The sequence below is a fragment of the Methylosinus sporium genome, from assembly GCF_003113265.1.
Lineage (GTDB): Bacteria > Pseudomonadota > Alphaproteobacteria > Rhizobiales > Beijerinckiaceae > Methylosinus > Methylosinus sporium.
Genome location: NZ_PUIV01000036.1, coordinates 1 through 18,937, shown reverse-complemented (window position 1 = coordinate 18,937; position 18,937 = coordinate 1). Strand labels below are relative to the sequence as shown.

General features: G+C 66.7%; 16 protein-coding genes. 5 read left to right on the top strand and 11 right to left on the bottom strand.

The annotated features are described in order from the left end of the window. Positions 1–34: 34 nt before the first annotated feature. The 5 genes from C5689_RS16315 to C5689_RS16295 form a co-directional block, all read right to left on the bottom strand. Entirely contained in the window at positions 35–1,444 is a 1,410-nt protein-coding gene (locus C5689_RS16315; RefSeq protein WP_108918314.1) for a TolC family outer membrane protein, read from the bottom strand. Then, the gene (locus tag C5689_RS16310) at positions 1,441–4,683 is read right to left on the bottom strand and encodes an efflux RND transporter permease subunit (RefSeq protein WP_108918313.1); all 3,243 of its coding nucleotides are present in this window, start codon (positions 4,681–4,683) and stop codon (positions 1,441–1,443) included. Before C5689_RS16310 ends, C5689_RS16315 begins: the two co-directional genes overlap by 4 nt. A gap of 48 nt (positions 4,684–4,731) precedes the next feature. Next, entirely contained in the window at positions 4,732–5,913 is a 1,182-nt protein-coding gene (locus tag C5689_RS16305; RefSeq protein ID WP_244594756.1) for an efflux RND transporter periplasmic adaptor subunit, read from the bottom strand. Positions 5,914–6,191: 278 nt separating this feature from the next. Continuing rightward, positions 6,192–7,001, bottom strand: a complete 810-nt coding sequence (locus C5689_RS16300) for an outer membrane protein (RefSeq protein WP_108918312.1) — start codon at positions 6,999–7,001, stop codon at positions 6,192–6,194. 505 nt (positions 7,002–7,506) lie between these two features. After that, entirely contained in the window at positions 7,507–8,817 is a 1,311-nt protein-coding gene (locus C5689_RS16295; RefSeq protein WP_108918311.1) for a replication-associated recombination protein A, read from the bottom strand. Positions 8,818–9,050: 233 nt separating this feature from the next. Between C5689_RS16295 and C5689_RS16290 the strand changes: the two genes are divergently transcribed. Continuing rightward, complete coding sequence (locus C5689_RS16290) at positions 9,051–9,974, top strand: division plane positioning ATPase MipZ (RefSeq protein WP_108918310.1); 924 nt, start codon at positions 9,051–9,053, stop codon at positions 9,972–9,974. Positions 9,975–10,023: 49 nt separating this feature from the next. On the opposite strand, the gene greA is transcribed toward C5689_RS16290, so the two are convergent. Together greA and acuI are read right to left on the bottom strand one after the other, a co-directional pair. Beyond that, positions 10,024–10,491 carry a transcription elongation factor GreA gene (gene greA / locus C5689_RS16285; protein WP_108918309.1) on the bottom strand — a complete coding sequence of 156 codons (468 nt, stop codon included), beginning with the start codon at positions 10,489–10,491 and terminating at the stop codon, positions 10,024–10,026. Positions 10,492–10,502: 11 nt separating this feature from the next. Next, positions 10,503–11,507, bottom strand: a complete 1,005-nt coding sequence (gene acuI / locus C5689_RS16280; RefSeq protein ID WP_108918308.1) for an acrylyl-CoA reductase (NADPH) — start codon at positions 11,505–11,507, stop codon at positions 10,503–10,505. A 173-nt stretch (positions 11,508–11,680) separates the two neighbouring features. On the opposite strand from acuI, the gene C5689_RS16275 reads away from it, so the two are divergent. Next, a complete protein-coding gene (locus C5689_RS16275; protein WP_108918307.1) occupies positions 11,681–12,184 on the top strand; it encodes a Spy/CpxP family protein refolding chaperone in 504 nt (167 codons plus the stop codon). Positions 12,185–12,258: 74 nt separating this feature from the next. Here C5689_RS16275 and C5689_RS16270 read toward each other — a convergent pair whose 3' ends face one another. Together C5689_RS16270 and C5689_RS16265 are read right to left on the bottom strand one after the other, a co-directional pair. Then, a complete protein-coding gene (locus tag C5689_RS16270; protein ID WP_425293404.1) occupies positions 12,259–13,269 on the bottom strand; it encodes a polyprenyl synthetase family protein in 1,011 nt (336 codons plus the stop codon). Positions 13,270–13,405: 136 nt separating this feature from the next. Continuing rightward, on the bottom strand, positions 13,406–13,684 hold the full coding sequence (locus C5689_RS16265; RefSeq protein WP_244594755.1) for a YARHG domain-containing protein: 279 nt from the start codon (positions 13,682–13,684) through the stop codon (positions 13,406–13,408). A gap of 186 nt (positions 13,685–13,870) precedes the next feature. Between C5689_RS16265 and C5689_RS16260 the strand changes: the two genes are divergently transcribed. From C5689_RS16260 to C5689_RS16250, 3 genes are all read left to right on the top strand, one after another. After that, the gene (locus C5689_RS16260) at positions 13,871–14,638 is read left to right on the top strand and encodes a tRNA1(Val) (adenine(37)-N6)-methyltransferase (protein WP_244594754.1); all 768 of its coding nucleotides are present in this window, start codon (positions 13,871–13,873) and stop codon (positions 14,636–14,638) included. 93 nt (positions 14,639–14,731) lie between these two features. Beyond that, the gene (locus tag C5689_RS16255) at positions 14,732–16,483 is read left to right on the top strand and encodes a caspase family protein (protein WP_108918303.1); all 1,752 of its coding nucleotides are present in this window, start codon (positions 14,732–14,734) and stop codon (positions 16,481–16,483) included. Continuing rightward, positions 16,480–17,334 carry a lipase family protein gene (locus tag C5689_RS16250; RefSeq protein ID WP_108918302.1) on the top strand — a complete coding sequence of 285 codons (855 nt, stop codon included), beginning with the start codon at positions 16,480–16,482 and terminating at the stop codon, positions 17,332–17,334. Before C5689_RS16255 ends, C5689_RS16250 begins: the two co-directional genes overlap by 4 nt. A 9-nt stretch (positions 17,335–17,343) precedes the next feature. Here C5689_RS16250 and hemW read toward each other — a convergent pair whose 3' ends face one another. Together hemW and C5689_RS18895 are read right to left on the bottom strand one after the other, a co-directional pair. Further along, positions 17,344–18,513, bottom strand: a complete 1,170-nt coding sequence (gene hemW, locus C5689_RS16245) for a radical SAM family heme chaperone HemW (RefSeq protein ID WP_108918301.1) — start codon at positions 18,511–18,513, stop codon at positions 17,344–17,346. A gap of 61 nt (positions 18,514–18,574) precedes the next feature. Continuing rightward, positions 18,575–18,817 (bottom strand): ATP-binding protein, encoded by a 243-nt coding sequence (locus C5689_RS18895; RefSeq protein ID WP_280176415.1) that lies wholly within the window; start codon positions 18,815–18,817, stop codon positions 18,575–18,577. Positions 18,818–18,937: the final 120 nt, after the last annotated feature.

Sequence of the window (18,937 nt, the reverse complement as noted above, 5' to 3'; positions counted from 1 at the left end):
GTCCAGGCCGCGCATTCAAAACGCCCGGCGTCGCTCAGCGGCCGCCGGGCGTTTCGATTCCGCCCCAAGAGTCTTTGACCGCCTCGAAATGCGCGGATGCGTCATAGGCCGCGACGGAAAGGCCGAGCTGCTGCGCCGACAATCGGCCCATCGCCGCCAGCACGGCGTAGGAGGCGACGACGCGGTCACGCTGCGCGACGACCAGCGCCAGCCGCGCGCCGAGCAGCTCCTGCTGCGCGTTCAAAATCTCCAGCGTGGTGCGTTTGCCGGCCTTGGCCTCCTCGCGCACGCCCGCGAGCGCGCGCTCGGCGGCGGCGATCTGCGCGCTGGCGGCGCCGATCTGCGCTTTGGCCGCCTGCAGCCCTCCCCAATTGGCGCGGATCAGCGCCATCAACTCGGCGCGCGCGGCGTCGACGTCGAATTTCTTCTGTCCCGCCGTCTCTTTCGCCTGGCGCAGCCGAGCCGACGTCCCGCCGCCGGAATAGATCGGCACCGACAGTTTGCCGAGCAATTGCGCGCCGAGGGCGCGATTGCCGCGGCCGTCTATGTCGGACTCCGTGTAGACCTTGCCGACCATGGAGAGGCTGGGCAGAAAATCGCTCTCGATCACTCTTATGTCGAGATCGGCGGCCTCGGCGTCATGCTGCGCGGCGCGCACCACCGGATGCTCCGTGAGCGCGACGCGCTCGGCGGCTTCGCGCGTTTTCGGCAGCAGGCGATCGACGGGCTCGCCCGGCGCGAGGCGCCGCGCCTCCACGCCCGTGACCTGCGCATAGCGCGCGAGGCTGGCGTCGAGCTCGGCGCGCGCCATCGCCGCCTGCGAGCGGCCAGCGGAAAGGCGCGCCTCGGCCTGCGCTATGTCGGTCGGCGTGATCTCGCCGGCCGCATAGCGCTCCTTGGTCTGGCGCAATTGCTCTTCGAGCACGGCGACATGATTTTGCTGCAGCCGTAGCGCCGCCGTGTCGCGCGAGACATTCATATAGACCGAGACGGCCTCGAACAGCAGACGCTGCTCGATCAGCCGCAGCCGCTCGCGCCCCGCATGGACATTGCTCTGCGCGGCGAGCGCGGAATTTTTCGTGCGAAAGCCGTCGAACAAAGGCTGCTCGACGCTGAGCACGGCCGAGCGCGGCGGGCCGCCGCGATTGTTCTGAATGCTCTCGACCCACAATGGCTCGAGGCGGTTGCCATTGTCGTATTCGAAGGATTTCTGCACCGAGCGGCGCCGCTCGACGCCGAGAAAGGCGTCGGTCCGCACGCTGGGGCGAAATTGCGAGAGCGCGCGCGGCACATTCTCGTCATTGGCGCGCTGGCCGGCGCGCGCGGAATTGAGCGTCGGATTGAGCTCATAGGCGCGCGCCAGCGCGCCGGCGAGGGTTTCTCCCGAGGCGGCGGCCGGCGCCAGCAGAGCGAACCCCAGAGCGAAGATGGAAACGCCTCTCATGCGTCGGCGCCTCTCGGCTCAGCGACGACTTCCTCTTCCGGCGCGACGACCGCCTCGTCGCGCCCGAACAGCGCATAGAGCGCCGGCAGCACGAAGAGCGTCAGAATGGTCGCGCTGACCAGCCCGCCTATGACCACCGTGGCGATGGGCTTTTGCACTTCCGCGCCCGTGCCCGTCGCAAAGGCCATCGGCAAAAAGCCCAGCGAGGCGACGAGCGCCGTCATCGCCACGGGCCGCAGGCGCGTCATCGCGCCTTCGACAATGGCGTCGCGCGGCGCCCGGCCCTGCTGCACGAGCTGCAGAATATAGCTGCGCATGACGAGGCCGTTGAGCACGGCGACGCCGGAGAGCGCAATGAAGCCGACGGCGGCGGAGACCGACATGGGCATTCCGCGCAGCCACAAGGCGGCGACGCCGCCCGACAGCGCCAGCGGCACGGCGCTGAACACGATGAGCGCGTCGCGCGCCGAGCCCAGCGCCGAATAGAGCAGCAGGAAGATCAGGAAGAAGCACAAGGGCACGACGACAGTGAGCTTCTGCCGCGCGGCGGCGAGATTCTCGAACTGCCCGCCCCAGGACAGCCAATCGCCGGGCGCGAGCGTGACCTTCGCCTTCACTTTCTCCTGCGCATCGGCGACGACGGAGGCGATGTCGCGCCCGCGCACATTGGCGGTGACGACGACGCGGCGCTTGCCGTTCTCGCGCGAAATCTGGTTCGGCCCCTCATGGAAGGAGAAAGAGGCGACCTGCTTCAGCGGCACTGTGCGCATCTTCCCCGTATCGTGCCCGCGCACGGAAACGGGAAGATTTTCGAGCGCGCGAATATCGTGGCGCAACTCGTCCTTCAACCGCACGATGATCGGAAAGCGCCGGTCGCCCTCGAAGACGACGCCGGCGCGCTGGCCGCCCACGGCGGCGCCGATGACGTCCTGCACTTCCGCGACGCTGAGGCCGAGATGGGCGATCTCTGTCTTGTCGATCTTGATCTCGAGGAAGGGGAGGCCTGCGATCTGCTCGACCTTCACGTCCTCGGCGCCGGAGACATTGCGCAGCAGGCCGGCGATCTGCTCCGCCTCCTTGGCCATGGAGTCGAAGTCCTCGCCGAACACCTTCACTGCTATGTCGCCGCGCACGCCGGCGAGCAGTTCGTTGAAGCGCAGCTGAATCGGCTGCGAGAATTCATAGAGATTGCCGGGCAGCTCGGAGACATGCGCGTCGATGCGGCGGATCAGCTCCTCCTTGGGGAGCTCGGGATTGGCCCATTCCGCGCGCGGCTTCAAGAAAATATAGGTGTCGGTGAGATTGGGCGGCATGGGATCGGTCGCCGCCTCCGCCGTTCCCGTCTTGGAGAAGACATAGGCGACCTCGGGAGCCTGATGGATGGCGTTCTCGACGTCCTTCTGCATCTCCTGCGACTGGGTGAGCGAGGCGCTCGGAATGCGGCCCGCCTGCATGGCGAGATTTTTCTCGTCGAGCGTCGGGATGAACTCCTGCCCGAGCCGCGAAGCGAGCAGCAAGGCCACCAGAAAGGCCCCCGCGCCGATGGCGATGGGCCGGCGCGGCGACGCAATGGCGCTTTGCAAACGCGGCAGATAGGCGCGCTTCAGCGTGGCGATGAATTTGTTCTCGCTCTCCTCGACGCGGCCGGAGACGAGAATGGCGATCATCGCCGGAACGAAAGTGAGCGAGAGGACGAAGGCGCTGGCGAGCGCCAAGATCACCGTCAGCGCCATGGGATGGAACATTTTGCCTTCGACGCCCGAAAAGGACAGCAAAGGCACATAGACGAGAATGATGATCGCCTGACCATAGACGGTCGGGCGGATCATTTCCACGGCGGAGGCGATGACCGTCTGCAGCCGCTCCTCGAGCGAGAGCGCGCGCCCCAGCGCATGGCGCCGCTCGAAGAGATGACGCAGGCTGTTCTCGGCGACGATCACCGCGCCATCGGCGATGAGGCCGAAATCCAGCGCGCCCATGCTCATGAGATTGGCGCTGATGCGGCCATAGACCATGCCGGTGGCGAGCAGCAACATGGTGATGGGAATGACCAGCGCCGTGATCAGCGCCGCGCGGAAATTGCCGAGCAGCAGAAACAGCACCACTATGACCAGCAGCGCGCCCTCGGCGAGATTGGAGGCCACGGTGCGGATCGTCGCGTCGACGAGCACAGTGCGGTCGAGGATGGTCTTCGCCTCGACGCCCGGCGGCAGCGCGGCGCGAATGGAGTCGAGCTTGGCGCCGACGGCGGCGGAGACCGCGCGGCTATTGCCGCCGATCAGCATCAAGGCCGTGCCGATGACGACCTCCTCGCCGTCCATGCTGGCGCTGCCGACGCGCATCTCGCGGCCGACGCCGACCTCGGCGATGTCCCTAACGCGGATCGGCACGCCATTGCGCGTCGAAACGACGACGCGCTCTATGTCGTCCATCGTCTCCAGACGGCCGCCGCTGCGCACCACATAGCCTTCGCCATTGCGCTCGATATAGCCGGCGCCGCGGCTCTGATTGTTACGCTCGAGCGCGGCGGCGACATCGCCGAAGGAGAGGCCGAGCGAATAGAGCTTCATCGCATCCGGCCGCACGTCGAACTGCTTCACGAAGCCGCCGAGCGAATCGATGCCGGCGACATTGGGCACGATTTTGAGCTGCGGCTTGACGATCCAATCCTGCACGGTGCGCAGATAGGCCGAGCGCTCGAGATCGCTGCGCAGCATCTGCCCGTCCGGCGTCAGATAGGAGCCGTCATTCTGCCAGCCGGGCTCGCCATCGAGATATTTGCGGCCGGGCTGCTTGGGCGCATAGCGGATCGCCCACATATAGACTTCGCTGAGGCCCGTCGCGATCGGCCCCATGCGCGCCTCGACGCCGATGGGGAAATTCTCCTTCGCCTCGGCGAGGCGCTCGCTCACCTGCTGGCGCGCGAAATAAATGTCGAGCTTCTCGGCGAAGACCGCTGTCACCTGCGCGAAGCCGTTGCGCGAGAGCGAGCGCGTATATTCGAGGCCGGGAATGCCGGCGATCGCATTCTCTATGGGGAAGGTGATCTGCTTTTCGACCTCGGTCGGCGACAGCGCCGGCGCGATGGCGTTGATCTGCACCTGATTATTGGTGATGTCCGGCACGGCGTCGATCGGCAGGCGATCGAGCGATGAGACGCCGATGAGGCAGGCGAGCAGAGTCAGCAGCGCGACGAGCCAACGCTGACGAACCGAAAAGGCGATGCAACGCTCGATCATCCACCGTCACACATTCTCGCGCGCCGCCGCCGTCGACGAGGCGGGCGGTCAATCCAACCCTTCGAGCCGCGATTTGCCGAGCTCCGCCTTCAGGATGAAGACATTGGCCGCGGCCACCTGCTCCCCCTCCTCGAGCCCGGAGACGATCTCGATCGCCTCATCGTCGCTCGCGCCCGTCTCGACCTTGCGCTTCACAAAGCCCTCGGGCGTACGCACGAAGACGACCGTCTCGCCCTCGAAAGCGAGCAGCGCCGCGCGCGGCAGGCGCAGGCGCGCCGGCTTCTCCTCGAGCGCGACGCGCGCCGTCATCGCCGTGCCGGGACGAAGGGCGAAATCCGCATTGGCGAAAGAGGCGACGGCGCGGCCGGAATGCGTCTCATGATCGAGCATGGGGCCGATGAAGACGATGCGGCCCATGGCCTCCTCCTCGCCGTCATGCGAGAGGCGCACGCTCTGCCCCTCGCGCACCGACGGCAAATCGGCGATAGCGACGGCGATCTCGGCGAAGACAGTGGACAGATCGGCGACGACATAGAGCTGCGCATCGCCGCCGACCGGCTGGCCGAGATCGGCGCGACGCTCGATCACCTTGCCCGAGGACGGCGCGCGAATCTCCTTGCGGCGCAATTCGCCGACCGGCTGGCCCGGCAGAGCAGCGATCTCGGCTTCCGAAAGATCGAGCGCGGCGAGTTTCTGCCGCGCCAGCTCGACGCGGAGCCTCGCCTCCTCATAGGCGCCGCGGGCTTTGAGAAAGCTCTGCTCGGCGGCGATTTTCTTGTCGAACAGCCCCTTCTCGCGCTGGAACAGCGCCGATTGCAGATCGAGCGCCACTCTGGCGGCGAGATAATCGCTCTTCGCGTCGGCGACCTCGCGGCTGTCGATGATGGCGATCACCTCGTCTTTCTCGACCGGATCGCCGAGCCTCTTGCGCAATTCGGCGACGGCGCCGACGACTTTCGCGGCCACGCGGCCGATGCGGTCGGGATCGACGGCGACGACGGCCGGCGCGACGACGGTCCGCGTCAGCACGCCCGGAGCCGCCGCGACCGTCGTGATTTTGGCGGCCCCGATCTGCTCGGCCGTCAATTTGACCAATCCATCCGCGCGCTTGGCGTCGGACGGTTCGGCGGCTTTCTCGCCGGCGGCGAACAGCGCGCGAAAAGGTGCGGAAATTTGCGGAAACAGCGAGCCGAGCATGGCGCTCGCCAGCAGCGCCGCGCCGATAGCCACGCGCGAACGCGACGAATTAGAACGGCTCCAAACAGGAAGAACGCTCGGCCGCCGCTCCCCCGCGTCGGTCGGAACGACGTTCGATACCGCCAGTCGGCGGAAAAAGTGGGCCAAGTCTCGCAGTCGCATCTCGAGACTTCTTTAACCCGTAGGGCCGGCCGCGTCCACGCCAGAGCGCTGGAAAAACGGGCGCCTCGCCTGTTTCTCGAACAGACGGGGCGCAAACGAAAAAAGCCCGGCGCGACGCGCCGGGCTCTTCTCCCCGAATCTCGATAAGATCAGTATTTCGCGATCACCGGAGCCGGCGCGCCGAACAGATTGAAGTGATAGTTCAGGCCGACGCGAACGGTGTGGAAGTGGTTCTCCACGCCGCGCTGGCTGACCAGCAGCACCGCCGGGAAGGTCGGGACGCCGATCGCATTGCCGCGCTCGAGCTCTGTATAGAGATACTCGACCTTGGCCGACCAGTTCGGCAGGAACGCCCATTCCACGCCGCCGCCGGCGGTCCAGCCGGTGCGCGTGCCGTTCTCGGAGCCCAAAGCGGCGAAGCCGGCGCCATCCACATAGGAGAGGGTCGTCGAGCCCTCGCCATAGGCGAAGCCGCCCGTGCCATAGACGAGCAGGGTCGGCAGAACGGCGTAGCCGACGCGGCCGCGCACCGTGCCGAACCAGTCGAGACGCTGATTCGCGGTCACGCCGGACGGCAGCAGGCCGAAGCCGAAACCGCCGGTGGAGCCCTTCAGATCGGCGCCCTGGAAATCGGCCTCGAGGCCGACCACGAAGCCCGTGCCGGCGAACTGATGATTATAGCCGATCTGAACGCCGCCGAGCACGCCGTCGGCGTTGGAGGCGCCATAGGACCAGGCCGAAACCGGCAGCAGGCCGAAGGACGACAGGCCGCTGACATTGTTATTGTCGGTCCAGCCATAGCCGATGTTCACGCCGGCGTAGAAGCCGGTCCAGCTGAAGGCGGGCGCGACCGGAGCGACGAAAGCGGGCGCGGCCTTCTGCGACGGAAGGTCGGCCGCGAAAGCCGGAGCGGCGGCGATGGCCAGCGCGAGCGCGCCGACGGCGGAAAGAGTTTTCATAGGTTCCCTCACTGGATCAGTGCGGCCGTCGCTTGTGTCCACTGCGCCCCCCGACGCCGGGACCGAGCGGCCGCTCGGTGTTGCCGATCGAGCTTGGTCTACGCCTCGGTCCAAAGCCACGTCAACGCTGTCTGCGCCAATTTGCTTCGCCAACGTCCGATTTCATTATGATTGTGACAATTCCGTCACATCGAATACGCTCTGAGAAAATCTATGCTTGACATCTTCAAAAGCACGAACATCAGCTTCGCCGAATCGCGGCAGGAGGGATTTTGAGCCGAACATTCAAGTCGTTGATCATTGAGGCAGCGCCGCCCGCCAGGGCGCGGGCGCGGAGGCCACCGCCGCGGACGACGATCCCCGCCGAGGCTGGAACATTGAATATGAACAAGTGTTTGAAGGTCAGTCGTGGCGCGATGATAGCATCGAAGATGAATATTCGATCCCGAGCAACGCGCTTCCGTCCTCGGAGAATGACTCTTCTTTCAATGACTTGCTCGCCGCTTCAGGAGTCGCCCCGCTCCCGCCGCAGCCGTTCCCAATAATCGAGCCGCTTGGCGATCTCGCGCTCGAAACCGCGCTCCACGGGACGGTAGAAGCTCCGCCGGCCGAGCGATTCGGGCCAGTAATCCTGACCGGAGAAGGCGTCGGGCTCGTCATGGTCATAGCGATAGCCCTCGCCATAGCCTTCGCTCTTCATCAATTTCGTCGGCGCGTTGAGGATGGTCTTGGGCGGCATGGGCGAGCCGCTCTCCTCGGCGAGGCGGCGAGCGGCCTTATAGGCGACATAGCCGGCGTTGGATTTGGGCGCGGTCGCCACATAGAGGACGGCCTGCGCGAGGGCCAGCTCGCCCTCCGGGCTGCCAAGAAAATCATAGGCGTCCTTGGCGGCGTTGGCGACGACCAGCGCCTGCGGATCGGCGAGGCCGATATCCTCCACCGCCATGCGGACGATTCGCCGGGCCAGGAACAACGGATCCTCGCCGGCGACCAGCATTCGCGCGAAATAATAGAGGGCGGCGTCCGGGTCGGAGCCGCGCACGCATTTGTGCAGCGCGCTGATGAGATTGTAATGGCCCTCCTGCGCCTTGTCGTAGATTGGCGCGCGCCGCTGCACGATCTCGGCGAGCCGGGCGCGATCGAAGACCTCGCCCTCCCCCGCCGCGCACCAGACGTCCTCGGCGAGGGTCAGAGAGGCGCGGCCGTCGCCATCGGCCATGGCCACGAGAGCGGCGCGCGCGTCCTCGTCGAGCGGCAGGGGCTTTCCCTCGGCCTGCTCGGCCCGGCGCAGCAGCTTTTCGATCGCCTCGGCGCCCAGCGATTTGAAGATCAGCACGCGGGCGCGCGAGAGAAGCGCGGCGTTGAGCTCGAAAGAGGGGTTTTCCGTCGTCGCGCCGATCAGCGTGACAGAGCCGTCCTCCATCACCGGCAGGAAGGAATCCTGCTGGCTGCGATTGAAGCGATGAATCTCGTCGACGAAGAGCAGCGTCCCCTGCCCCATGGCGCGACGGGCGCGCGCGGCCTCGAAAGTCTTCTTCAAATCGGCGACGCCGGTGAAGATCGCCGAAATCTGCACGAAGGCGAGATCGGTCTCATGGGCGAGAAGGCGCGCCACCGTCGTCTTGCCGGTGCCGGGCGGCCCCCAGAAGATCAGCGAGCCGATCGAGCCCGAGCGGATCGCGCGCGTCAGCGCCCCGTCCGGGCCGACGAGATGGTCCTGGCCGGCCACCTCCTCCAGCTTTTGCGGGCGCAGGCGGTCGGCGAGCGGATGCGGCGCGTTGCGATCGAGCCCGGCGGCGGCGAACAAATCACTCATAGCCGCTATTATAGCGAATCGCCCGCAGTCGCGCCCGGTCGCTTGTTCGTAATTTCCGAACCTTTACCTTCGCCGGCCCTGTTTAACCGGCGGTTAACCATTCGGGGAGTATTACGATTCTGTAAAATTTTCGCGACCCTCCCTGTTCTCTCGTGGCGTTCTTTCTAGTGGCGTCCTTTCTGGTGGCGTCTCGGCGGCGTAGGGGCCTCATCTTTCAAACACAGGTCGATCACATGCGCACTATCGCATTCGTCACGCAGAAGGGCGGCGCCGGAAAGAGCACGCTCGCAAGCAGCATTGCCGTCGCCGCCAGTTGCGCGGGCGAGCGTGTTTTCATTATCGATTTGGATCCGCTCCAGTCATTGGTCAAATGGTCGAAGGCGCGCGAGGCGACCGACGTGCCGGTCGAGCATGTGCCGCCCGCCAAGCTCGGCAAGGCGCTCGCTGCGCTCGAGAAGAAGGGCGTCACCCTCGTCGTCATCGACGCGCCGGGCGCCGACAGCGAATATTCGGAGGCCGCCATTCGCGCCGCCGATCTCTGCATCATCCCGGCCCGCCCCAATGTCTTCGATCTGTGGGCCTGCGAGCTGACCCGCGCCAGCATCAAGGACAAGAAGAAAGAATACGCCTTTCTTCTCAACCAGTGCCCGCCCGCCCAGCAGAACGCCCGCGTCGACCAAGGCGCGCAGGCGCTGCAGGCGATCGGCGCGCTGCTGTCTCCGCTGGTCTCGGCGCGCGTCGACTATCAGGAGGCGGCCCGCCTCGGTCTCGGCGTCTGCGAGCTCAATCCCGAGGGCGTCGCCTCTCAGGAGATGCGCGAACTCTGGCAATCGGTGAAGCGCCGCCTCAAAAAGGGCGTCGCCGCGCCGGCCGCCAAGGCCGAGCTGAAGGTCGAGGCCAAGCCTGTAGCCAAGGTCGAGGCCAAGCCGGCCGCCAAGGCGGAAGCGAAGCCCGCCGCCAAGGCGGAGGCCAAGCCCGAAACCAAGGCCGAGACCAAGCCTGCGGCAAAGGCCGAAACCAAGCCGGCCGCCAAGGTCGCCGGCAAGATCGCGCCCAAGCAGGAGCCGGCTCGCAAGCCGGCCGCCGCCGCGCCGGCCCCTGCGGCAGAAAAAGCCGCCAAGCCGCAGGCCAAGCCCGCGGTCAAAAAAGCGGCGTGAGAACCAAGGCGAACCGCGCGGCTTTCACGCGCGGTTCCTCCCAGGAGCGTCAGCCGATTTCAACGATCCTGGCGCTGTGATGAATGACCTCGACGCCATCGCCGACGCTCTTGCCGAGCAAGGCCTTGGCGAGCGGGGCGACATAAGGGATGAGCCCCTTGGCGGGATCGGCCTCGTCTTCCCCGACCAATCGAAAGCTCTGACGCTTGCCGCTCTCGTCCTCGATGACGATGCGATGGCCGAAGCGCGCCTGCTCGTGATCGGGAATGGGCCGCACGATCTCCGCGCTCGCCCGCCGCGCCGACCAATAGCGAAAATCGCGCGCCGCCCGCGCCGCCGCGGCCTTGTCGTCCTGCGCCTGCGCGGCCTCGAGCTCCTTGTGCAGGCGCGCGAGCTCCGCCTCTATCAGCGCGAAGCCCTCGGGCGTGACGAGATTGCGATGCGGGCTGATCGGCCGATCGGGAAGCTCCATGCGGAGCTCGTCGTCGTCCTGTTCCTTGGTGAAGGCGCTGCTCATTTCGTCACGTCCTATCCGACGCTGCGAGAATCGCCGATCTCGATCACCAGCCGGCCCCTGATCTTGCCGGCGACGATCGATCGCGCATGGTCGAGCGCCCGCGCGAAAGGCGCCGTCTGCGTCATCCGCGCGAGAATCCCCTTGTCGAGATCGCGCGCTAGCCGCTCCCAGCCCCCGCGCCGCAGCGGCAGATTGGGCCGCACGCTTTCGACGCCGATGAGGGAGACGCCCCGCAGGATGAAGGGCGCGACCGTCGTCGGCAGCTCCATTCCCTGCGCATTGCCGCAGGCCGCGACGACGCCGTCGATCGACGTCTGCGCCAGCACATTGGCGAGCGTGACCGAGCCGACAGTGTCGACGCCCCCCGCGAAACGCTGCTTCTGCAGCGGCTTGCCGGGGATGGAGAGCTCGGCGCGGTCGACGATCTCGGCCGCGCCGAGAGTCTTGAGATAGGCCTCCTCCTCGGGGCGTCCAGTGGAGGCGACGACGCGCCAGCCGAGCGCCGCCAGCAGCGCCACCGCCACCGAGCCGACGCCGCCCGCCGCGCCCGTGACGACCACCGGCCCGCGCGAGGGCTCGAGGCCTCGGCCCTCGAGCGCCATCACGCAGAGCATGGCCGTATAGCCGGCGCTGCCGATCGCCATGGCCTGCGCCGGCGTCAGCCCCTCCGGCAAAGGGATCAGCCAATCGCCGCTGACGCGGGCGCGCTGCGCGAAGCCGCCGTAATGCTGCTCGCCGAGCCCGCAGCCGCCGGCGATCACAAGATCGCCGGGCGCAAAATTCGGATGGCTCGAGCGCGTGACGACGCCGGCGAAATCGACGCCCGGAATCATCGGGAAACGCCGCACCACCGGCGCCTTGCCGGTCACGGCGAGCCCATCCTTGTAGTTTACGGCGCTATGCGTGACCGCGACGTCGACGTCGCCGTCCATCAGCTCGCTCTCGTCCATTTCGAGATAGGCGGCGCGATAGCCGGCCTCGTCCTCGTCGATGCGTATGGCGGTGAAAGCGCTCACTGCGGCCCCCTTTCCGTCGCGGCGCGCAGCGCCGCAGCCTTGTCGAATACGTAGAGACTTATGTAAACAGAAGGTTTCTGAAGCGAGACATTACAAAAGATTAAGTTGCTTTTTGGCGCTCGCGAACGAAATCTGTGAGCGTCAAGTCCACCCAATCCCCCAGGTGAACGCACATGAAGAAATATCTCCTCATCGCCGCCGCCGTGGCCGCTCTCTCGCTCCCGCTCTCGGCCGGAGTCTTTGCAGAGCCGGCTCCCGGCGAGCATCATCATCACCAATTCTCGGCGGAGGATCACGCCGCCTTCACCGACGCCAAGATCGCCGCTCTGAAGGCCGGCCTCAAGCTCACCCCCGCCCAGGAGAAGAACTGGCCGGCGGTGGAAGCTTCGCTGCGCGACATCGCCAAGGCGCGCGCCGCCCGCTTCGCCGAGGCCAAGGACAAAATGAAGGAAGTCCGCGAGCATCGCAGCGTGATCGAAGGCCTGCAGTGGCGCTCCAAGGCGCTCGCGGCGAAAGCCGCCGAGACGGAAAAGCTCGCCGAGGCGGCCAAGCCGCTCTTCGACAGCCTGGACGACGCCCAGAAGCGCCGCTTCGCCGTGCTGCTGCATACGATCGCCAAGGGCCCGCATCACGGCCATGAATGGGGCGGTCCGCATGAAGGCCCCGAGCACGACTGACGCTCTGAAACAGCCTCGGAAAGCTCGCTAGCCATGACGCCCCGCCGGCTCGACGCCTGCGGGGCGTTTTCGCCTCAATAGGCGCGCTCGACGCAGAAATCGACGACCTCGAGCAAGGCCGACTTCCACGGCGAGGCCGGGAAAATCTCCAGAGCGTCGCGCGCGATCGCGCCATAATGGCTCGCGCGCTCGACCGTGTCCTTGATGGCGTCGTGCTTTTTCATCAGCGCGCAGGCGGCCTCGACGTCGCCGTCGTTGATCTCGCCCTTCTCCAGCGTGCGGCGCCAGAACTCGCGCTCCGTCTCGCTGCCGCGGCGGAAGGCCAGGACGACCGGCAGAGTGATCTTGCCCTCGCGGAAATCATCGCCGACATTCTTGCCGAGCTTGGACGATTGTCCGCCGTAATCGAGCGCGTCGTCGATGAGCTGGAAGGCGATTCCGAGATTCATGCCATAGCTGCGGCAAGCCGCCTCATCGGCCTTGGAGCGGCCGCTCAGCATCGGCCCGACCTCTGCCGCCGCGGCGAACAGCTCCGCCGTCTTGGAGCGGATGACCGCCATATAGGCGTCCTCGGTGGTCTGCGTGTCCTTGGCGGCGTTGAGCTGCAAAATCTCGCCTTCGGCGATGACGGCGGCCGCCGTCGAGACGACGGAGAGGCAGGAGAGCACGCCGGGCTCCACCATCATCTTGAATGCGTGGCCGAGCAAGAAGTCGCCGACGAGAACACAGGTCTCATTGCCCCACAGCATTCGCGCCGCGATCTTGCCGCGGCGCATGTCGCTCTCGTCCACCACATCGTCGTGCAGCAGAGTGGCGGTGTGCATGAATTCGATGCCGGCGGCGAATTTGATGTGGCCGTCGCCCTCATAGCCGCACATTCCGGCGGTGGCGAGCACGAGCATCGGCCGCAGGCGCTTGCCGCCCGCAGAGATGAGATGATTGGCGACCTCGGGGATCGTCGTCACATCGGAGCCCGTGCGCTGCAGGATCAGCTGGTTGACGCGCTGCAGATCGGGGCCGATCAGCGAAAGCAGATTATCGAGGCCGGCGGACTTTTTTTCCTTGTCCTCCAGCGGTATGACGATGCCCACGTAGACCCCTTTGGCTTGTCTTGGAATGCTGGGGCGAACTTAAGGCTTCGGAGCGCGCGCGGCAAGCCAGGGGAGCGCGCCCCCCCGCGAGCCCTCCCCTGGCCGATCCGACGCTGTTCTGCGTGAGAATTCAGCATCCGTTCCGGCGCTCCAAGGTCTGGAGCTGCCGAACCCGTCGGGCATCGGCGCCGCTCAGCCGGCCATAGGGCGGAAAGCAGCCCCCGCCGAAAACCGAGCGCCCGCGCGTGGTCTGGAAGCAATGCCCGGCGCGCGCATAGATGGCGTTGCGTTCTCGCCAGAGCTGGTCGCAGGAAGCGCCCGATTGCGCGAGTGCGGGCGCCGACGCGCCGATTTCCGCAAAGGCCGACAAGATCGCCCCTGCGGCGAGAATACGGATCATGGCGTTCATCGATTTCATCGCATTTCCTCCTCGACGACCACGCGACCGGGCTCCGGCCGCGCGACCCGATCAGTTCAGGCCGTTTCCAAAAGAGCTGAAGCCGATTGCTCGTTGCGAGAACTCGCTCTCGATACGAGAGCTTGCTCGATGCGAGAAGCTGTGACATTTTTTCAGTGCGATGAACGTTTCCCGCGCATGAACGTTCCCCCGAACACAATGGAGAAACGGTCGGAGGCCGCCGCCTTTCTCGGCGGACGCTTGCGTCTGCGCCAAATGCCGCGCGGCCACCGGGCCGGAACCGACGCCGTGCTTCTCGCGGCGGCGACGCCGGCGCAGACGCGCGGGCTCATTCTCGACATCGGCGCGGGAACCGGAGCCGTCGGACTCGCCGCGGCGCTGCGCGCGCCCGCCGCTACGCTCGGCCTCGTCGAGATCGATCCGGAGTCTTGCGCGCTGGCCCGCGAGAATATCGCGACGAACGCGCTCGCGGCGCGCATCCGCGTCCACGAGGCCGATCTCCTCTCGATCGCGGCGCGGCGGGCTGGCGGGCTCGAGAATGAGAGCGCCGAGGTGCTTCTCACCAATCCGCCCTATCTCACGCCGGGCCGCGCGCGCGTCTCGCCCGATCCGCGCCGCGCGCTCGCCCATGTGAGCGCGGACGGCCTCGAGCCCTGGCTGCGCGCCTGCCTCGCGCTGCTGCGGCCGGGCGGGCTCTTCGTCATGATCCACCGCGCCGACGCGCTCGCGGATTGTCTCGCGAGCGTCGGAACGCGACTCGGCGCGCTCGCCCTGCTGCCCGTCCTCCCGCGCGAGGGCGAGGCCGCGACGCGCATTCTGCTGCGCGGACTCAAAGGCTCGAAAGCGCCTTTGTCGCTGCTTCCGCCGCTCGTCCTGCATGAAGCCGACGGCGCCTTCACGCCGCGCGCAGAGGCGCTCAATCGCGGCAAGGGCGAGCTGTTCTGAACGCGCGCGAAGCGCTGCGACGACACACTATTCGGCCGACTTGCGAGCGGCGTCGCGCAATGGTGTAATCCGCCCGGCGAAGGGGCGAGTTCCATGGCGAAACGAAGCGTCGTGATCGCGATCGGCATCGAACGGTCGGGCAAGCTCCCGCGTCTCCCCGGCGCGGCGCGCGGCGCGAAGGATTTCGCCGCATGGGCGATGGAAAACGCCTATGAGGTCGCGCTCTTCACCGACGAGGGCGGCAAGGACGTCACTTTCGACGCCATTCGCTCCAAGGTGGAGGAATTCGTCGACGCGCTCGACGTCGGACGATTGATTCTGTTCTTCGCGGGACATGGTTGCGCCTCGGCGGCGGAAACCATGTGGCTCCTGTCGAAATACGATCGACGCAGCGACGAGGTCGTCGGCGTCGAAGCCTCCGAGAAACATGCGCGCCGCTGCGGGATCGATCAAGTGTCGTTCATCTCGGACGCCTGTCGCAATTCCGTTCCCGGCCAGCCCTTCTTCACGCCGCGCTCGCTGTTTCAAAGACAGCAGCGCATCGCGACGCCCGCACAATGGGACCATTTCGAGGCGGCAGACATAGACGGGGCGGCGCAGGAAGTGGCCAAGCCGGCGACCGAGACCGAGCCGGCCGAACATTACGGAGTCTTCACCAGCTGCCTGATGCAGGCGCTGAAGGGAAATGTCTCGGCCGCTTTCGCCCGGCCGCGAGGCGAAGGCCCCTGCGTCACCTCCGCCAGTCTCGCGACCTTTCTGGAGAAAGCCGTCGCCTATGAAACCGATCTGCTCGCAGGCGCCCGGCCGCAGCGCGTGGATGCGAACTCCGGCTGGCGGGAGCCGAACGACGTCTATGTCTCCTTTCCGAAGGGCCATATCATACTGTCGACGTCGGCGCTGGACCGCAAGGAGCGCGGCTTCGAGATTCATCGTTTCAGCGTCGACGCCCTATCGGAGCTGGAGCCCCTAGAGAGCTGGACGCCGCCCCGCCCCAAATCCCGCAAGAGCGTCGCCTCCGATCGCATTCGCCGGCTGCGCGAGCGCTCCAATGGCCGCCTGCGTCGCCGCCGCGCCAAATTCGCGGCGGCGGAGGGGCGCGCCTCCTTCGAAACCCATGTCGGCGTCACCGTGATCGGATCGTCGATCGCACGCGTCGCCGCCCGGCCCGAATATTGGCGCTTCTCGGAGGGCGGCGCCGATCAGATCGCGGTGCGGACCGAGGTCCCGGCCACGCTTCTCCTAGAGACGGCGGAAGGCGATTTCGTCGCCGTGCTCGTGGTTCCGGGCTTCGTCGCGACGCTCGTCGTCGAAAAGGGCGCGGCGGCGAGCCTCTCCTACGCGCCGTCGGCCAATGGCGGCTTTGCGCGCGCCTGCGATCTCTATCGCGAGACGATCATGCCCGCGGTTCATCGCCTGACCGCCGAAATGGAAGCGAAACGCACGCCCGACGCAAATGCGGTGATCGCTCTGCTCGACGCGCTGCGCGCCGCCGGCGTCGTCGATCCGGGCGCCGGCGTGCTCGCCGCTCACGCGCTCGAGCAAGCGGGACGCATCGCAAAAATTCGGGAGCTGGCGCAGTTCTTCGCCGCGACGCCGGACGAATATGGACGCGGCCTCATCGGAACGCCGTTCGACGTCGCCTATCTCGCCGATAGCGAAGCCGCCGCCGTCGGCGCCTTTCCGCTGCTGACGAAAGGCTGGGCCTATCTCGAGCCCGATGACGCCCGCGTCTCTCGCATCGTCTTGGAGGCGCGCCGGGGATTGAAGCCCTCGCTGTGGACGACATTCGACGCTGCGGCCGGAGCGATGCTCGCCGCGGAGCTCGACGAGGGGAGGCTCGCTTGAAAACCTTGGTCTTCGTGCATGGAATGCGTCAGGAGAATCGCTCTCCCGACGATCTGCGACAAGAATGGCTCGACGCGCTCGAGGCCAATTGGCGGCGGCAGGGGATCGCGCGCCCCGACTTCGAATTGCGTATGCCCTATTACGGCGACACGCTCGACCGCCTCACACGCGGGGTCGGGGCCGACGGCAAGACCGTCGTCGCGCGCGGCGACGCGCCGCTGCCGAGCCTCGCCGCCGATCTGCTGCAGCAGATCGGCGACCGCGCCGGACTCGATCCCGCGGACATCGCTGCGGAAACGGGACAGACGGTCATCGACAGAGGAATCGCCAATCAGCAATGGGCGCAAGGAATCGCGCGCGCGCTCGGGCGAAAAGCGCCCTGGCTCGGCCACGCCGCCCTTCCCTTCGTCGAGCAGGTCGACGCCTATCTCACCAATCAGCACGCGCGCAAAGCGGTCGACGACATCGTCGGACCGGACCTGCGCGGCGCCGAGCGCGTCATCGTCGCCCATTCGCTCGGAACGATCGTCGGCTACCGCTTGCTCACCGATTTCGGCGTCGCGAGCGCGGTCGAGCTCCTGGTCACGCTCGGCTCGCCGCTCGGAATCGATCTCGTGCGCGAATATCTCAAGCCGCCGCGATTGAATCGGCCGCCGGGCGTGCGCGCATGGCTCAATGGCGCCGATGTGCGTGACTATGTCGCGCTCTATCCCGCGCTCGACAAAGACAGCTTTTGCGACGGCGTCGAGAATTTGACCGATATCGCCAATCGCCAGGACGATCCCCATGCGATCGTCGATTATCTCACCGATCCGCGCATCGGCGAGCGCATCGCCCGCGCGCTGGCCTGACCGGCCAGCTCAGGCGGCGAGATCGGCCACCACGGCGTCGAGCACGGGAAACCCTTCCGAGCTCACGCGAATGCGATTGTCGCGGGTCAGCTCCACGAGCCCGTCGCCGATCAGCTCGGCGACGCGCGATTGCGACAGCTTCTTGCCGGTGAGGGCGAAGAAGCGCGCCGGATCTATCCCCTCGCGCAGGCGCAGGCCCATCAGCAGAAACTCGTCGCCCTCCTGCTCCGCGGAGAGCAGATCGTCCTCGACGAGGCCATGGCCCTCCGTCTCGACGCAGGTGAGCCACATTTCCGGGTGCTTCTCGGTGGCCTGGGCGCGGCGGCCGCGCGGCGTGATGAGCCGCCCATGCGCGCCGGGGCCGACGCCGGCATATTCGCCATAGCGCCAATAGACGAGATTGTGTCGGCATTCCGAGCCGGGCCGCGCGTGGTTGGAGACCTCATAGGCCGGCAGGCCGGCGCGGGCGGTGACCTCTTGCGTGACGTCCCAAAGCGCGCGCTGCGTGTCGACGTCGGGCAGATCGAGCTTGCCGGCGTCCACCATGCGCTCGAACATCGTCTCCGGCTCTATGGTGAGCTGATAGAGCGAGACATGCTCCGTCACGCGCCCCAGAGCGAGCTCCAGCTCCTTGCGCCAGGCCGCCGGCGTCTGCTGCGGACGGGCGTAGATGAGATCGAAGGAGGTGCGCTCGAAAATCTTATTGGCGACATCGAGCGCGGCGAGCGCCTCCGCCACCGAATGCTGGCGGCCGAGCGCGCGCAATTCTATGTCGTTGAGCGCCTGCACGCCGAGCGAGGCGCGATTGACGCCGGCCGCCTTGAAGCTGCGGAAGCGCGAGGCCTCGACGCTGGTGGGATTCGCCTCGAGCGTGACCTCGACATCGGCGGCCATGGGCCAATAGTCGGCGATCGCCCGGAGGATCGCCTCCAGCGTGGATGGGAGCATCAGCGAGGGCGTGCCGCCGCCGAAGAACACCGAGCGCACCTCGCGTCCCGGCGCCAGAGCGGCGCGATGGGCGATCTCCGTGCGAAAGGCGTCCACAAAGCGATCTTCATCGACCTCGCCCTTGCGGACGTGGCTGTTGAAGTCGCAATAGGGGCACTTCGACAGGCAGAACGGCCAGTGCACATAGACGCCGAAGCCCGGGTCGAACGCGTTTCGAATCGTCGCAGCCATGGGGGCTTTATGCCACGCCAGGCTCAGAAGGTCACGCTGTCCCGACGATGAAGTGAGCCGCCTACTCCGCCAGGGGCAGGGTGAAGCGGAGCACGGTCCCGCCGCCGTGGTTCGGCTCCGCCCATATTGTCCCGTAATGGGCCTCGATGATCGAGCGCGACAGAGCGAGGCCGACTCCGAGCCCATGCGCCTTGGTCGTCTTGAATGGCTCGAACAGCCGCGCTCTCGACGCTTCGGACATGCCGGGCCCGGTGTCGGCGACGTCGATGCGGATCATGCCCGCATCGACCGCCGCGGTGGAGATGGTGAGCCGCCGGACCTCGACCGGGTGCCGTCGCGGGATTGGTTGGAATTGGGTTGGCGTAGTCTCCGGGGTGCTGAACCCGGCTGATTCCAGCGTTGGAGCGCTGGAAGGAGACCACGC

Bases quoted from the DNA above. Each gene is read 5' to 3' on its own strand.
- C5689_RS16265 (WP_244594755.1), bottom strand. From the start codon at position 13,684: ATGAACGCCATGATCCGTATTCTCGCCGCAGGGGCGATCTTGTCGGCC.
- C5689_RS16315 (WP_108918314.1), bottom strand. From the start codon at position 1,444: ATGAGAGGCGTTTCCATCTTCGCTCTGGGGTTCGCTCTGCTGGCGCCG.
- C5689_RS16295 (WP_108918311.1), bottom strand. From the start codon at position 8,817: ATGAGTGATTTGTTCGCCGCCGCCGGGCTCGATCGCAACGCGCCGCAT.
- C5689_RS16300 (WP_108918312.1), bottom strand. From the start codon at position 7,001: ATGAAAACTCTTTCCGCCGTCGGCGCGCTCGCGCTGGCCATCGCCGCC.
- C5689_RS16275 (WP_108918307.1), top strand. From the start codon at position 11,681: ATGAAGAAATATCTCCTCATCGCCGCCGCCGTGGCCGCTCTCTCGCTC.
- C5689_RS16290 (WP_108918310.1), top strand. From the start codon at position 9,051: ATGCGCACTATCGCATTCGTCACGCAGAAGGGCGGCGCCGGAAAGAGC.
- C5689_RS16255 (WP_108918303.1), top strand. From the start codon at position 14,732: ATGGCGAAACGAAGCGTCGTGATCGCGATCGGCATCGAACGGTCGGGC.
- hemW (WP_108918301.1), bottom strand. From the start codon at position 18,513: ATGGCTGCGACGATTCGAAACGCGTTCGACCCGGGCTTCGGCGTCTAT.
- C5689_RS16260 (WP_244594754.1), top strand. From the start codon at position 13,871: ATGAACGTTCCCCCGAACACAATGGAGAAACGGTCGGAGGCCGCCGCC.
- C5689_RS16310 (WP_108918313.1), bottom strand. From the start codon at position 4,683: ATGATCGAGCGTTGCATCGCCTTTTCGGTTCGTCAGCGTTGGCTCGTC.
- greA (WP_108918309.1), bottom strand. From the start codon at position 10,491: ATGAGCAGCGCCTTCACCAAGGAACAGGACGACGACGAGCTCCGCATG.